The 13,845-nt window shown below is 39.1% G+C and carries 14 protein-coding genes and 1 pseudogene; 10 read left to right on the top strand and 5 right to left on the bottom strand.

The features are described from left to right. Positions 1 to 1,198: 1,198 nt before the first annotated feature. Positions 1,199 to 1,420 carry a 50S ribosomal protein L31 gene (gene rpmE, locus WCP78_RS00415; protein WP_336278546.1) on the bottom strand — a complete coding sequence of 74 codons (222 nt, stop codon included), beginning with the start codon at positions 1,418 to 1,420 and terminating at the stop codon, positions 1,199 to 1,201. A gap of 205 nt (positions 1,421 to 1,625) precedes the next feature. Between rpmE and WCP78_RS00410 the strand changes: the two genes are divergently transcribed. Then, complete coding sequence (locus WCP78_RS00410) at positions 1,626 to 3,416, top strand: ABC transporter transmembrane domain-containing protein (RefSeq protein WP_336278545.1); 1,791 nt, start codon at positions 1,626 to 1,628, stop codon at positions 3,414 to 3,416. A 112-nt stretch (positions 3,417 to 3,528) separates the two neighbouring features. On the opposite strand, the gene WCP78_RS00405 is transcribed toward WCP78_RS00410, so the two are convergent. The 4 genes from WCP78_RS00405 to WCP78_RS00390 all read right to left on the bottom strand — a co-directional run bounded on the left by WCP78_RS00405 (position 3,529) and on the right by WCP78_RS00390 (position 6,856). After that, on the bottom strand, positions 3,529 to 4,320 hold the full coding sequence (locus tag WCP78_RS00405; protein WP_336278544.1) for an inositol monophosphatase family protein: 792 nt from the start codon (positions 4,318 to 4,320) through the stop codon (positions 3,529 to 3,531). Positions 4,321 to 4,335: 15 nt separating this feature from the next. Next, positions 4,336 to 4,908, bottom strand: a complete 573-nt coding sequence (gene efp / locus WCP78_RS00400; protein WP_336278543.1) for an elongation factor P — start codon at positions 4,906 to 4,908, stop codon at positions 4,336 to 4,338. A 233-nt stretch (positions 4,909 to 5,141) separates the two neighbouring features. Next, complete coding sequence (locus WCP78_RS00395; RefSeq protein WP_336278542.1) at positions 5,142 to 6,185, bottom strand: tetratricopeptide repeat protein; 1,044 nt, start codon at positions 6,183 to 6,185, stop codon at positions 5,142 to 5,144. After that, positions 6,179 to 6,856 carry a thiamine phosphate synthase gene (locus WCP78_RS00390; RefSeq protein ID WP_336278541.1) on the bottom strand — a complete coding sequence of 226 codons (678 nt, stop codon included), beginning with the start codon at positions 6,854 to 6,856 and terminating at the stop codon, positions 6,179 to 6,181. Before WCP78_RS00390 ends, WCP78_RS00395 begins: the two co-directional genes overlap by 7 nt. 90 nt (positions 6,857 to 6,946) lie before the next feature. On the opposite strand from WCP78_RS00390, the gene WCP78_RS00385 reads away from it, so the two are divergent. From WCP78_RS00385 to WCP78_RS00345, 9 genes and pseudogenes are all read left to right on the top strand, one after another. Next, complete coding sequence (locus WCP78_RS00385) at positions 6,947 to 8,095, top strand: OpgC family protein (protein ID WP_336278540.1); 1,149 nt, start codon at positions 6,947 to 6,949, stop codon at positions 8,093 to 8,095. Positions 8,096 to 8,249: 154 nt separating this feature from the next. Then, positions 8,250 to 8,774 (top strand): DUF1465 family protein, encoded by a 525-nt coding sequence (locus WCP78_RS00380; RefSeq protein WP_336278539.1) that lies wholly within the window; start codon positions 8,250 to 8,252, stop codon positions 8,772 to 8,774. A 190-nt stretch (positions 8,775 to 8,964) separates the two neighbouring features. Beyond that, the gene (gene ruvC, locus WCP78_RS00375) at positions 8,965 to 9,474 is read left to right on the top strand and encodes a crossover junction endodeoxyribonuclease RuvC (protein WP_336278538.1); all 510 of its coding nucleotides are present in this window, start codon (positions 8,965 to 8,967) and stop codon (positions 9,472 to 9,474) included. Beyond that, entirely contained in the window at positions 9,471 to 10,100 is a 630-nt protein-coding gene (gene ruvA, locus WCP78_RS00370) for a Holliday junction branch migration protein RuvA (protein WP_336278537.1), read from the top strand. The genes ruvC and ruvA overlap by 4 nt, the downstream gene beginning before the upstream one ends. A 2-nt stretch (positions 10,101 to 10,102) precedes the next feature. Continuing rightward, entirely contained in the window at positions 10,103 to 11,200 is a 1,098-nt protein-coding gene (ruvB, locus tag WCP78_RS00365; RefSeq protein WP_336278536.1) for a Holliday junction branch migration DNA helicase RuvB, read from the top strand. Between the two features lie 136 nt (positions 11,201 to 11,336). Further along, positions 11,337 to 11,777 carry a tol-pal system-associated acyl-CoA thioesterase gene (gene ybgC, locus WCP78_RS00360; RefSeq protein ID WP_336278535.1) on the top strand — a complete coding sequence of 147 codons (441 nt, stop codon included), beginning with the start codon at positions 11,337 to 11,339 and terminating at the stop codon, positions 11,775 to 11,777. A 124-nt stretch (positions 11,778 to 11,901) separates the two neighbouring features. Next, positions 11,902 to 12,615 carry a protein TolQ gene (gene tolQ, locus WCP78_RS00355; RefSeq protein ID WP_336278534.1) on the top strand — a complete coding sequence of 238 codons (714 nt, stop codon included), beginning with the start codon at positions 11,902 to 11,904 and terminating at the stop codon, positions 12,613 to 12,615. A 12-nt stretch (positions 12,616 to 12,627) separates the two neighbouring features. Continuing rightward, entirely contained in the window at positions 12,628 to 13,080 is a 453-nt protein-coding gene (gene tolR / locus WCP78_RS00350; RefSeq protein WP_336278533.1) for a protein TolR, read from the top strand. A 28-nt stretch (positions 13,081 to 13,108) separates the two neighbouring features. After that, positions 13,109 to 13,845 (top strand): annotated as a pseudogene (locus tag WCP78_RS00345) (hypothetical protein); the annotation flags it as partial.

Here is a 13,845-nt window from a genome sequence, read left to right as displayed (position 1 = left end):
ATTGAATATTTATAGATACGGCTATTTTCTATGTTATTATTTGACATCTTATTTTATCACGTAAAATAATAGCGCAGATTTTATGGAATTGGTAGGTCGGTATCCAATCATGATTGAGGGAGTATGTGGAGCGTCTCAAAAATTGAATGGTTTTCTTTGCAAGGATAAATAATAACGTTTGGAATAATCCTTTTAAAATAGTGTACCAGTTTGTTGATAGAACATGAGTATTTCGTATAATATTCATTAATGTTGCATGCATATCTTCATGGAAATCAGAAGAATTAATCATATGATGCGCAACGCAATTTCAATTTTTATATAGTCTTCCACAGTCTAAAATGAATTTTGTTTCAGGTGTCATCAGATAAGTTTGAAATTCATTTTGGAGAACGTTATCATAACATTCTTGAGCAAATGAAACTCTTCAACAGCGTTGAGAAAGCTTACCGCGAAAAATTCTCTTCATTCCTTTACATTTTTGAGTAAATAAAACCTAAAAAGGCTTGGCGGGTACGTGGTATGAGCTCTTCATTAGTTGATATTCTCGAGAAAATGAAACCCAACAGCACATTGCAATTCTATACATTTCTCTAGGTGTATGTGTACTAAAATAAGTACTCATGAGGCGGTGTATTTTCATGATTTTTTCAGAATTTTTGGGAATTGTTCGTTTTTTTTTAGCTAAAGTAGAACTTTCTTGTTCAATAAAATAATAGCTGTTTGAACGCTATTTGATTCAACTGCTGGAACTGCATGAGTCCGCTAATCCTTTGCTTAAATAACCTTCCCATTTATATGCATGACTTAATCAATGCAAGAATAAACATTTAAGTAATCAAGAAGAGGGAATAAAAAAGCTTATACCAAAAGCTGGAAAAAATCCAAGAAAACCTTTCAGCATAGCAAATTAACGTAAAAACTATCAAAATTAAAAGGAGGAACAGGTATTGTCTCCTTTTAATTAACATACAGATCTATAAATAATTTTTAAGGAATAAGCAGTGATTTTGAAATAAAAAAGTACTGCATGAGAGAAGACAGAACTTTATTGATCAGATCTATCTTCTTAAGAGCATATAAAAAAACACCTTGTTCCTAAATTACACTCTTCTTTAAGAGCAGAACACAAACCCTTCACGTTTCTAAAACGCGCTCTTCTCTCAGCCTTTTGCCATTCACGATTAAAAATAAAACTTTAAATACCAAGATTGCCAAAACGATTCTTGAACTTAGAAACACGTCCACCACGATCTACCAATGTTTGGGATCCTCCGATCCATGCTGGGTGTGTCTTGGGATCAATATCCAAATTAAGAGTATCCCCTTCTTTTCCCCAAGTGGAACGCGTTGTATATTGTGTACCATCTGTCATAACAACGTTAATTCTGTGATAGTCAGGATGAATATTCGCTTTCATACGGACAAACCTTCTGCTTTTATAGAACGAAATAGCGCATATTCTATTTTTTAAGTGCGTTCTCTTCGTCTTTTTGATAAGTTGATTACAATATTGTTCTTATATTGATATTGTTCCTATAACTGACCACGTGCTAAAAAACAAGTGTTCAAGGTGTATCATTAACTTTGAGAGTTAAAAAATCTAATATAATGAGAGACATTTAATGAAGCTATCTAATCATTCAGAAAAATCCGTGAATTCTCGTCATTCCAAGCTGTCTTTTTCCTCACTTTCAAGTCTTGTCCCTTATATTATACGGTACCGTTGGCTCATTATTTTTGCTTGTTTGGCTTTGCTTGTTGCTGCTCTTGTTACTCTGGCTTTACCTGTTGCTATTCGTCAAATGCTTGATCATGGTTTTTCCACTTCAAGTCGTGGCAATATCAATTTTTATTTCGGCATTTTGTTTTTATTAGCTTTGCTTCTCGCGCTTTCTTCGGCTTGCCGTTATTATTGTGTCATTACTTTGGGAGAACGGGTTGTTGCTGATTTACGACGCGATGTTTTTGCGCATGTTATGCAACTTTCTCCTGCTTTTTTTGATAAATCTCATTCTGGTGAAATTGTTTCACGGCTTTTAACCGATACAACTCAAATAAAATCAGCCGTTGGTTCAACTGCCTCTACAGCTTTACGTCACCTAATCGTGGTGATTGGAGCAATTGTGATGATGGTTATTACCAATGCCAAATTATCTTTACTGGTTTTGCTTGCCATTCCCTGTGTTGCCATTCCCTTAATTATTTTTGGACGTAAGGTTCGTACACGAACACGCGCTGCGCAAGATCGTTTAGCCGATGCTAATGCTTTAGCAACTGAACAGGTAAGCGCTATGCGCATTGTTCAAGCTTTTACCGCTGAAAGACAAATTTCTGCACGTTTTTCAGAGTTAGTGGAACGTGCCTTTCGAACAGCACGCTCTTCTGTGATTTTACGCTCTTTTCTGACTGGCTTTGCAATTTTTTTGGTTTTTAGCAGTGTTGTTGCTGTTTTATGGATTGGATCCCACGACGTTTTAAATGGCACTATGTCTGGTGGAACATTAGGTCAGTTTATTCTTTATGCAGTTTTTGGGGCTTCAACTTTTGCACAATTATCAGAACTGGGTGCAGAATTAATACAAGCGGTGGGTGCTGCTGAACGGCTTGCTGAATTATTGCAAGAAAAACCGGCTATTGTTGCTCCCAAAGCTCCCACACCATTGGCGCAACCTGTTCAAGGAGAAATTGTTTTTGACCAAGTTGATTTTAGTTATCCTTCTCGGTCAGAAGAAAAGATTTTGCGTTCTCTTTCCTTTTCTGTCAAAGCCGGCGAAACTGTTGCATTTGTTGGGGCTTCAGGGGCAGGAAAAAGCACAATTTTTTCTTTACTTCTTCGTTTTTATGATCCGATAAGTGGTCAAATCCGATTTGATGGTGTTGAGATTGACCACCTTTCGCTTCGAGATTTACGCAGCTCAATTTCTTATGTCCCGCAAGATGCTGTTATTTTTGATGGTACGTTGCGCGACAATATTGCCTTTGGAACCGAAAATGTTGATGAAGATCAAATCATCATGGCAGCTAAAACGGCCAATGCACTTGAATTTATCGAAGCTTTACCAGGAGGCTTTAACACGCAAGTGGGGGAACGCGGTATCATGCTTTCTGGTGGCCAAAAACAACGTATTGGTATTGCACGAGCAATTTTAAAAAATGCTCCGCTCTTGTTACTTGATGAAGCAACATCAGCTTTAGATGCCAGCAGCGAAAAGTTGGTACAAGAGGCCTTAGAAGGGCTGATGCAAAACCGAACAACATTGGTGATTGCCCATCGTTTAGCAACAATTTTAAAAGCAGACCGTATCCTTGTTATGGAGAAAGGTGTTCTTGTTGAAGAGGGAACACATGCAGAACTTGTTGCTAAAAAGGGGGTTTATGCGCACTTGGCTAAACTACAATTTTCGCCGGAGTAAGTTATTTTTATCAAAGATTAGTATCATCACTGATTTATCAGTGATGATCTACGAGGGTTACAAAAAGAGTGCTTTGATATTATACTGTTTTTTGAGTAGCCTTTTAAAAGGTTCAAATGCTTTTTTTAAGGGTTTTTTCTAATTTGGTATGAATATATTCATTGCCAGCAATGATATTTTTTTTGCGAAATATATTGGAACCGCCTTCTTTATCAATGGTGAAACCACCAGCTTCACGAATGATCAGTATTCCGGCAGCCATATCCCAAATTTGAAGATTTTCGCTCCAAAATCCATCTGTTCGTCCCGCTGCGACATAAGCTAAATCAAGAGAAGCGGCTCCAAAACAGCGAATACCAGCAACTTTAGCCATCACATTGCGCAATTCAACAAGATAGTCTCCATGGTTGGGGTGGCTTAAATGGGGAACTCCTGTCGCAATGACACAATCTTCTAATTTTCGCCTTGCCGAAACGCGGCAGCGTCTGTCATTAAAGAAAGCACCTCCACCGCGTTCAGCAGTAAATAGCTCATCACCAATGGGATTATAGACCACACCCGCAACGATCTGTCCTTGACTTTCTAAGGCAATGGAAACAGCAAAAAAAGGAATGCCATGTAAAAAATTCGTTGTTCCATCCAAAGGATCTACAATGAAACGATGTTGAGAATCTTCACCAATAATTTCTTCTGATTCTTCCATTAAAAAACCAAATTTTGGTCGTGCTTTGCTCAATTCATTGAAAATAATTTTCTCAGCCTTGCGATCTGCTTGACTGACGTAATTTGCAGGTCCTTTCAAAGACACTTGTAAATTTTGTACTTCACCATAATCGCGCACCAATGAGCGGCCAGCTTTCATTGCAGCTTGAACCATGACATTTATGATTGCAGAATGAGCCATGTTTTATCCCTTTATTTACCCTTTATCATTTGCACGGCGTAAATAAGTTAACTCGTTGGTATCAACAATGATACGTTCACCAGCATTAATAAAAGGTGGCACGAGAATTCGGATACCATTTTCAAGAATTGCTGGTTTATAGGAAGATGTAACCGTTTGTCCTTTTATTGCAGGGTCAGCCTCAGAAATTGTTACGCTTACTTGATCTGGCAGCGATATGCCAATGGGTTTTTCTTGATAAAGTTCAACGGTTACGGTCATGCCGTCTTGTAAAAAAGCGGCGCGTTCACCGACAAAGTCTTTTTGTAATTCAAGTTGTTCATAGGATTGTGAATCCATGAAAATCAAAGCATCACCTTGTTGATAAAGGAAAGTAAAGTCCTTTTGTTCAAGGCGCACCCTTTCAACAGTTTCAGCCGCGCGAAATCGTTCATTGAGCTTTGTCCCATCAATTAAATTTTTCATTTCGACTTGATTAAATGCCCCGCCTTTTCCTGGTTTCACAGCGTTGCATTTCACTGCGACCCATAAGCTTCCCTGATGCTCTAGTACGTTACCAGGTCGAATTTCATTACCATTAATTTTCATAATTTATGTCCAATTCTGTTCTTGCAAAAAAGCTTGCTTGTTGTCCTTATAGAGAAATTCCCTATTGTCTTTGTAGAGAGAAAAGCTAAAAAGGATTTTTTGTATCTTATTTTTGGTTCTTGGCAAGATCATAAAAACAATTCAAATACAAGCCCTTTAAAAATTTTCACAAATATTTTTGTGATTATTTATGTCATGAAATCCAAGAACATCACTTAACGTTGAGCACGTCTCTAAAGAACCGGAAGTAACTTTATTGCTTCTTTGCGTGCTTCATCTAATTGCGCATTATCCATACCTTGAAGCATAATTTCAAGGTCAGGTATTTGAGCTTTTGCTTGTTTTGCGACCATATACCATGCAGCGGCTGTCACAAGATTGCCTTGGGTTCCTATTCCATCTCGATAAAGTCTTGCAAGAAAAATCTGTGCTGGTGTAATCATATTAATAGCATTGGGAAGAAGTAACTGAAACGCACGTTGAAAATCATGCTCTCCTCCACGGCCTTGCACAAGCCACTGTGCTAAAATGATTTGAGCCATGGGATGTTTATTTTGAGCCGCAACTTCTAAGAGTCTGCGTGCATTTCGATCATCTTTTGGTCGTGTCATTGTCCCCAAGGAGAGAATTTTTGCAGCAGCAAAAGCTGCTTCGGGATCGCCTAGGGCAGCGCCTTTTAAGAACCATTTTAAGGCTTGTTCTGCTGCTTCGCTGTCTCGGCTTGGTGAGGAGACACCTGCTAAAACTTGTTTTTCGCTCTCAGCTTTGTAAAGAAACAATTGCCCATAATAAAAATAGGCTTCTTTTACACCAGCTTCTGCTGATTTGCGAATAAATTCTTCACCAAGCTTTTGATTTTGTGTAACAAAATTACCATCAAACAACATAAGACCATAACGCAGTTGCGCTTTTGGTTCTCCTTGTTTTGCTGCACGTCCAAACCATAAAGCAGCACGTGCTCCATCAGTGGGAACGGCACAGCCTTCCATATACAGTCGAGCAACCAAGGTTTGAGCGATAGGATCATTTTGTTCAGCACGTCTGAGTGCTTCACGGAAGGCTTTCAAATAATAGCCTTGGACGTAATAATCGTAGGCCTGATCATATTGTCCAGCTTTTAAAGGTTGAAAAGATTTTTCATTATGGCTTGAAGTATCTTGAATGGTATTGAAAGAATGTTCAAAATCTGAGATTTCCTCGGCGTTAACAGAATTTGCACAAGCTATGGTAAACCAAATAACTTTTAAGATTAGTAGTTTAACGCCTTTCTTTAGCATGGATGTTTCCTCTTCTCCAATAGGGGAAAATTTTTGCATTTTTCTTTTATCAATTTAAGTATGGTTAAAGGGTTATTATGGGTAAAAATTATTTCTTCAACAGCAATAAATTCGCATGCAGTGTTTATGACCTCATCAAAGGTTTCAAAATCACTTCCGGCTTGGATAATTGCTGGGGTTTCCATAATTTCTGCCCACCATTGGGCTAACTGAAGATTGCGGGCGTGTGCATGTGGTTTTTTATCAGCGCCTAATTTTCCAAATAACAGATAATCAGCATTAGCTTCTGCTGCAACCATTGCGCAATGGCGATCGCGTACATTTCCAAACCCTCTTATTTTTTGTTTATTGTTCTGATTTTTTAGGTTTTTAAGTGCGTCAAGATCTCTCTCTAGATGTAAGCCATCTGCTTTTATCCGTTCAGCAACTCTGTTCTCCCCAGCGATGAGAAGGGCAGCATCATTATGCTGAATGTCGTCAGCATAAGTTTGTGCTTGTTTTTGCAAAAAAGCATCATCACCTTGAGAGTCGTAAACGATAACACACGCAAAAGACTTTGTTTGCATAATTTGGCGCAAAGAGATGAGATGTAAAGGACGTCGAACATCCAGTGTCAAAATCAATTGAGGAAATGCATAAGGCTCAGTGGACTGATTCTTTTGGTGTGTCATACAAAATCCTTGACTCTTAAAGATAAAGATAATCTTATTAAGCGTTTTTTTTAACTATGCTACTCTTTTATGACTGATGGGAGTCTATTAATGAGATACCATGGTGTTTTAGGTCATGATACACGTCTTTCTAGCCGCAATACATGCATTGATGTTTTTCGCTCCTTCGCTTTGCTAACGATTTTCATTAACCATATTCCTGGAACTTTATACGAATATATAACACATAAAAATTTTGGTTTCTCTGATTCAACAGAAGTATTTGTTTTACTTTCAGGTGTTTCTCTTGGCCTTAGTTATCATGCTCACTTACATCGGCAGTCTTTCACATTTGTTGTCCGTAAACTTTGGAAGAGAGCTTTTCAGCTTTATGGGGCATATCTTTTCACGACTTTTGCAACTTTAAGCATTTTTTTGGGAGCTTTTTTATTATGGCATGTAGAACAGCTGTTATCGATGAACAATATTAAGTTATTTATAACGCAACCCTTCATTGCGCTTTTGAGTACATTAAGCTTTGGGCACCAATTGGGCTACAATAATATTCTTCCGCTTTATATTGTGCTCATGATTTTTGCGCCTTTTGTTCTTTATCTGGGCTGCAAACAGAAAAAACTACTGCTTTTAGGTTCGTTCATGCTCTACCTCGTCTGTGGATTTTATAAAATTGCTCCACCTTCTTATCCGTTACCGGGCAAGTGGTTTTTGAATCCTTTGTCATGGCAATTTCTTTTTATCATAGGGTTGACGAGTACTTTATATCTTCAACAAGAAAAAACAATTGCTTTTAAGCCTTTTTTGGTTATTTTTTCAGCGGGTTATCTTTTGGTTGCGCTGTTATGGGTTCGTTTAAGCTGGTGGGGGGTTTTGGGTTGGTTTCAGTGGTCTTCTCCGCTGATTAATTTTAATAAAACTTTTTTAAGCCTTCCTCGTTTGTTCCATATTATTGCTTTATCGTCTATTATCCTTTGCTTGCCTAGCTTGCACAATTGGTTTCGTGTATCGCCAAATCATCCCTTAGCAGTTTTGGGCAGACACAGTTTACCAGTTTTTGTGACCGGAACTGTTTTTGCGATGTTGGGACAAGTTTTGAAAACAGTGATGACGGGAACATTTTTTTTCGATAGTATATTGATTGTAAGTGGTATTGTTATGCAGTTTGCTGTTGCCTATTATTGTGAAAGACAAAGACACCGATTTTTTTATCGGGTTTATTCAAGAAGGCTTATTCCTTCATAATGTCTTTCTATGGGATATTAACCTTAGCGTAAAAAGCAGATTGCGCAGAAGTTTTAAGAGTTTTAAAAAGCATTTACACAATGAGGAAAGAAACTTTTTTCTGCTTTATTCGTTAAGTGTTATAATTTTTGTGCTGATATTGGAGTGTAAAGGCGTGAGCGCAAATAAACATCCATATGATCAAGATGAACCTATTATCATGATTGAGCACGGTGCTTTCGAAAATGCGTTCAATCGTCTCTATAAAGAGACGATGGCTTTGATTGAAGAAACCGCAGTTTATATTGATACAGAAGGGAAATTGGCTGCGCGTTCTCTTTCAGCAGAAGTTTCTGCAGTTTATGCAAAAGAAGCAATGTATTTAAGTACACGGCTTATGCAAATAGCCTCTCAACTCCTTCTTCTTCGTGCAGAACGTGAAGGAGAAATGACCCCAGAACAAATACAAAAAGAAATCGCAAAAGTATCTCTGCATACACCAACCTTACAATTTAAAAGTGTTTATTGGCAAGAATTGCCAGAAGCTTTTCGCCATTTTGTGGTTTGTTCACTTCGTCTAGAAGAGCGAATGCACTATATGAGTTACAGTAAAGAACGCCTTTCTTCCCGTGTTTTGGATGATGATAATCCCGTGGGAAAACAAATCGAATTGCTTAAAACCGCTTTTCAGGGTTCTTAAAGGATTTGAAAGTTCACTTTTTGCTCTTTTTTATTTATTTTGCTTTTCTTCTCTTCTCTTTTCATGGAGAGCCAGTTTTGAGACATTTCTCGTATGTTGTATCACTTTTATTGTTTTGTATCCTTCTTTTATCCCGTTTGCTTAAACCAGTCTCTATTCAAATATAAAAAAATAGCATAAAGTTACGTTTATGGCAGAGACGATTCGTATTATAGGTATTGATCCCGGGTTACGGCGAACAGGGTGGGGCGTTATTGATCTTTCTGGCAATCGTCTTCAATTTGTTGCAGCAGGGACTGTTACTTCTGATGCAAAGCGTGATCTTTCTTCTAGACTGTCTCAGCTTTATCAAGGGCTGTCAGATATTTTGCATAAATTTATGCCCCATGAGGCTTCTGTCGAGCATGTTTTTGTCAATAAAGATGCGACGGCAACTTTAAAGCTCGGTCAAGCACGGGCTATTGCATTGCTTGTTCCAGCGCAAGCAAATCTTCCAGTTTTTGAATATGCTCCAAATAAAGTTAAAAAGTCGGTTATTGGTGTTGGTCATGGAGATAAGCAACAAATTCACATGATGGTGAAAGTTCTTCTTCCACGCGCTGAATTTGACAGCAATGATGCAGCTGATGCTCTTGCCCTTGCTCTTTGTCATTCTTCCTACCGTTCTCATTTATATTCTCGTTCAGGTCTTATAGCATGATCGGTAAATTAAAAGGTATTCTTGAACATATTTTTGAAGATCATATCATTTTGAATGTTAACGGTGTGGGCTATATTGTTTTTATCTCAAATCGGCTTCATTCTTCGCTACCATCTCTTGGTGAAACTTTAAGCTTATTTATTGAAACATATGTTCGTGAAGATGCCATCCGCCTTTTTGGTTTTGCAGCAAAAGCTGAACAAGAATGGTTTTGTTTTCTGCAAAATGTTCCAGGTGTAGGGGCAAAAGTTGCTTTGACAGTTTTGGGCATTTTATCTCCAGAGGAATTGGCACGAGCAATTGCATTAAATGATGTTGCCATGATTAGTCGTGCTCCAGGGGTTGGCAAGAAAGTCAGTGAAAGAATTGTGAGGGAACTCAAAAGTAAAGCTCCGAAATTGGGTGAAAATACGCTTCATTCTACTTCTGCTCCTTCTCATCTGGAAGAGACAAACCAACCTATCAATGATGCACTCTCTGCTTTGATTAAGCTCGGTTTTGATCGTGATAAAGCAGCTGGTGCACTTTCTTCAGCGATGAATGATCTTGAAGGGGAAACGATTTCCTCAGCATTGCTCATTCGTCATAGTCTCAAATTGCTTTCTCTCCCACTTAATTCAAGGTAAAAATGTATAAAGATGATGAAGATCAACGCCTTCTTGGTAGTGTTCCCTTTCCTGATGATCCCGATCGTTCCTTAAGGCCACAAGTCCTTGATGATTTTATTGGTCAAGAGGCTGTACGGGCAAATTTAAAAATATTTATTGAAGCTGCAAAGACACGTCAAGAAGCGCTAGATCATGTTTTATTTGTGGGACCACCTGGATTGGGGAAAACAACCCTTTCACAGATTATGGCTAAAGAATTAGGAGTTAATTTTCGCTCTACCTCGGGTCCTGTTATTGCTAAGGCAGGAGATTTGGCAGCTCTTTTAACCAATCTAGAAGAACGTGATGTTCTTTTTATTGATGAAATTCATCGTTTAAGTCCGGCAATCGAAGAAATTCTTTATCCAGCGATGGAGGATTACCAGCTTGACCTTATCATTGGTGAGGGGCCAGCAGCACGCTCGGTTAAAATTGACTTAGCAAAATTTACCTTGGTTGCGGCAACGACGCGTTTGGGTCTTTTGACGACACCATTACGGGATCGTTTTGGAATTCCAATTCGGTTAAATTTTTATACCATAGAGGAATTGGAATATATTGTTCAGCGTAATGCGCGCATTTTTTCGGTGCAGATTAGTGATGATGGTGCCCATGAAATTGCACGCCGTGCACGTGGTACTCCACGGATTGCAGGGAGACTTTTACGCCGTGTTTGTGATTTTGCTCTGGTTAAACGTGCAGCAAAAATTGACCGTGCCGTTGCAGATGAGGCACTTTCTCGTCTTGAAGTTGATCATTTAGGACTCGACCCGCTTGATCATCGCTATTTGTTGCTGATTGCGGAAACTTTTTTAGGCGGACCAGTAGGTATTGAAACGATTGCTGCTGCCTTATCAGAACCGCGTGATGCTATTGAAGATATTATTGAACCCTATCTTTTACAACAGGGTTTTATTCAGCGAACTGCTCGCGGGCGAATTCTTACAGAAAAATCTTGGGGTCATTTAGGACTTTGTCCTCCAGCTACAGCAAATTCAATACAAAAACGTGCTCAGCTATCTGGTACACAAGATCATTTACCAATACAAACAACATTATGGGAGGGAGAAGATGATTAAAGTTGTTTTTTATCCAAAAGCTTGAACTTATTTGGAAATTTGTGTTTAACTTTCCACGATTTTAACACAAAAACACGCTCAATTGCTTAGTATACAAGATAATCCTTTGATATAAATAACTTTATGGGACAGGCAGATGATTGGAGAAACTCCTTTCGATAGTAATAATACAAGCCATTTTTGTGATGTTCAGGCGCGCGTTTATGTTGCTGATACTGATTTTTCAGGTATAGTGTATCATGCACGCTATCTAGAATTTTTTGAGCGGGGACGTTCAGAATTTTTGCGGGATATGGGTTTTAATAATGATGTGTTAGCAGCAGGCTCCCAGGGTGAAAAGGTGTTTTTTGTCGTGCGTCATATGGAAATTCATTTTTCCAAACCAGCTCAAATCGACAATCTTTTGACAATTAAAACACGAGTCAATCGCATTCAAGGAGCACGTTTTTTCATGGATCAACATATTCTTCATGATAAGATAATGTTGGTTACTGCAAAAGTTGAAATTGCTCTTATTAATGAGGAAGGAAAACCACGACGTTTGCCCAACGATTTTTTGTCAAAAGTCTTTGCTTAAGAGTACCATCCGTTTAAAAAACAAGATTGTGTGATCCAGTTGTAGACAAACTGAAATTTGTTTTTTTTATAATTTTAAAACTGTTATTTTAATAGATGAATTTTTCATTTAGAGGGACAAAATTATGCCGCACGTAGAACTGACGAATCCAGAAACGATTGGAGTTTTGCACTTGTTTATGCAAGCCAATTGGATTGTTAAAGCTGTTATGATTGGGTTACTTTTGGCTTCTATATGGAGTTGGGCAATTATTTTTGATAAGATATTGACTTATCGGAAAATACGGTATGATATAAAAGAATTTGAGCGTGCATTTTGGTCTGGAAGGTCGCTGGAGGACATTTATGTCGCTTATAAAAGTCAGAAAACCAGTAGCATAGCAACGGTTTTTATCGCAGCAATGGGAGAGTGGAAAAAATCCCTTGCGAAAGGAATCCATACATCAATCAGTCTCCAGAGCAGAATTGAGAAGGCCATGGATCTTGCTTTAGGACGTGAAAGTGCAAAAATAGAATCAAAATTAGGATTTTTAGCAACGCTTGGGTCAGCTGGTCCGTTTATCGGGCTTTTTGGAACGGTTATTGGTATTATGGGTTCGTTTCTGTCTATTTCGGCATCTCAAAATACTTCCCTTGCGATTGTCGCACCAGGTATTGCAGAGGCTCTTTTGGCGACCGCTATTGGGTTGTTTGCGGCAATCCCAGCAGTTATTTCTTATAACAAGTTGATTCATGAAAGTGCCCAGATCATCGCACAAATAGAAGGTTTTGCTGATGAATTTTTGACAATTATGTCACGGCGGATTGATGAAATACGAACACCTCAGTCACCATCATAAAGGAGAATATCTATGGGATTTTCTGTTGCTTCTTCTTCTCGAAAAAATATGCGCAAGCGGAATCATTCGCATAGTCAATTAATGAGCGAAATTAACGTAACACCTTTTGTTGATGTAATGCTGGTTTTATTGATTATTTTTATGGTTTCTGCTCCGCTTTTGGTCAATGGTGTTCCCCTTGATTTACCCCATAGTCATGCTGGATCTGTGCAAATGGATAGACCTCCACTGACGGTTTCTCTTGATGAACAAGGACGCTTAGCTATTGACCAAGATTATTACGATACGCCAGACGCTTTAATTGCGCAGCTCAAAGTAGAGTTGACGGCCGATCCTGCACGAAAAGGACAACGTATCTTTGTGCGTGCTGCTAAAACTATTGAGTATCAACGTGTCTTACAACTACTTGCCGATATTCAAAAAGCTGGTTTTTCACAGGTTGCTTTGGCCAGTTTGGCACAGTGATTAACAATAAAAAGTGCAAGGTATAGAGATGGAAAAAAATTCTCATCATGGTATGAAACGAGGGCTGCTTTTATCCCTTATCATCCATACAGTTTTTTTTGGCCTTGCCATTGTTCATTTTCACAGTCCCGTCTCTTTGCCGCAACAACCTCTAGATGCCATTTCTGTCACTATCGCTCCTCTTGATCAGGAGTTTTCTTCTCAACAAGGGGTGTTAGATGCTCATGTAGGTGTCATCCCTGTGGTAAAACCAACTTCAAAACCACAAGAACAAGAAGAGGCGCATCATTTTGGTGATGGACAGGTCGATGTTCTTACACCCTTAAATCCGAAAGAAAAACCGCGTTATGTTGAGGTAACGCCTATGCTATCGGGGAAAGAAAATGGACTAGAAACCAATCCGGAAGCTCCACAAGAGACTGTTGAAGAGGTCACGCCAGAGGCACCCCCAGAAGCTCCACAAGAGGCTGCTGAAGAGGTCACGCCAGAGGCATCCCCAGAAGCTCCACAAGAGACTGTTGAAGAGGTCACGCCAGAGGCATCCCCAGAAGCTCCACAAGAGGCTGCTGAAGAGGTCACGCCAGAGGCACCCCCAGAAGCTCCACAAGAGACTGTTGAAGAGGTCACGCCAGAGGCATCCCCAGAAGCTCCACAAGAGACTGTTGAAGAGGTCACGCCAGAGGCACCCCCAGAAGCTCCACAAGAGACTGTTGAAGAGGTCACGCCAGAGGCACCCCTAGAAGCTCCACAAGAGACTGTTGAAGA

Source organism: Bartonella occidentalis (assembly GCF_037070875.1).
GTDB lineage: Bacteria > Pseudomonadota > Alphaproteobacteria > Rhizobiales > Rhizobiaceae > Bartonella.
Note: the sequence above shows the minus strand (reverse complement) of the source record. Positions and strands in the feature narration are given on the sequence as shown.

Excerpts from the sequence above, each read along its gene's own strand:
- ruvA (WP_336278537.1), top strand. The coding sequence starts at position 9,471 with ATGATCGGTAAATTAAAAGGTATTCTTGAACATATTTTTGAAGATCAT.
- WCP78_RS00405 (WP_336278544.1), bottom strand. The coding sequence starts at position 4,320 with ATGGCTCATTCTGCAATCATAAATGTCATGGTTCAAGCTGCAATGAAA.
- WCP78_RS00410 (WP_336278545.1), top strand. The coding sequence starts at position 1,626 with ATGAAGCTATCTAATCATTCAGAAAAATCCGTGAATTCTCGTCATTCC.
- tolQ (WP_336278534.1), top strand. The coding sequence starts at position 11,902 with ATGCCGCACGTAGAACTGACGAATCCAGAAACGATTGGAGTTTTGCAC.
- tolR (WP_336278533.1), top strand. The coding sequence starts at position 12,628 with ATGGGATTTTCTGTTGCTTCTTCTTCTCGAAAAAATATGCGCAAGCGG.
- ybgC (WP_336278535.1), top strand. The coding sequence starts at position 11,337 with ATGATTGGAGAAACTCCTTTCGATAGTAATAATACAAGCCATTTTTGT.
- ruvB (WP_336278536.1), top strand. The coding sequence starts at position 10,103 with ATGTATAAAGATGATGAAGATCAACGCCTTCTTGGTAGTGTTCCCTTT.
- WCP78_RS00390 (WP_336278541.1), bottom strand. The coding sequence starts at position 6,856 with ATGACACACCAAAAGAATCAGTCCACTGAGCCTTATGCATTTCCTCAA.
- efp (WP_336278543.1), bottom strand. The coding sequence starts at position 4,908 with ATGAAAATTAATGGTAATGAAATTCGACCTGGTAACGTACTAGAGCAT.
- WCP78_RS00395 (WP_336278542.1), bottom strand. The coding sequence starts at position 6,185 with ATGCTAAAGAAAGGCGTTAAACTACTAATCTTAAAAGTTATTTGGTTT.
- rpmE (WP_336278546.1), bottom strand. The coding sequence starts at position 1,420 with ATGAAAGCGAATATTCATCCTGACTATCACAGAATTAACGTTGTTATG.
- WCP78_RS00385 (WP_336278540.1), top strand. The coding sequence starts at position 6,947 with ATGAGATACCATGGTGTTTTAGGTCATGATACACGTCTTTCTAGCCGC.
- ruvC (WP_336278538.1), top strand. The coding sequence starts at position 8,965 with ATGGCAGAGACGATTCGTATTATAGGTATTGATCCCGGGTTACGGCGA.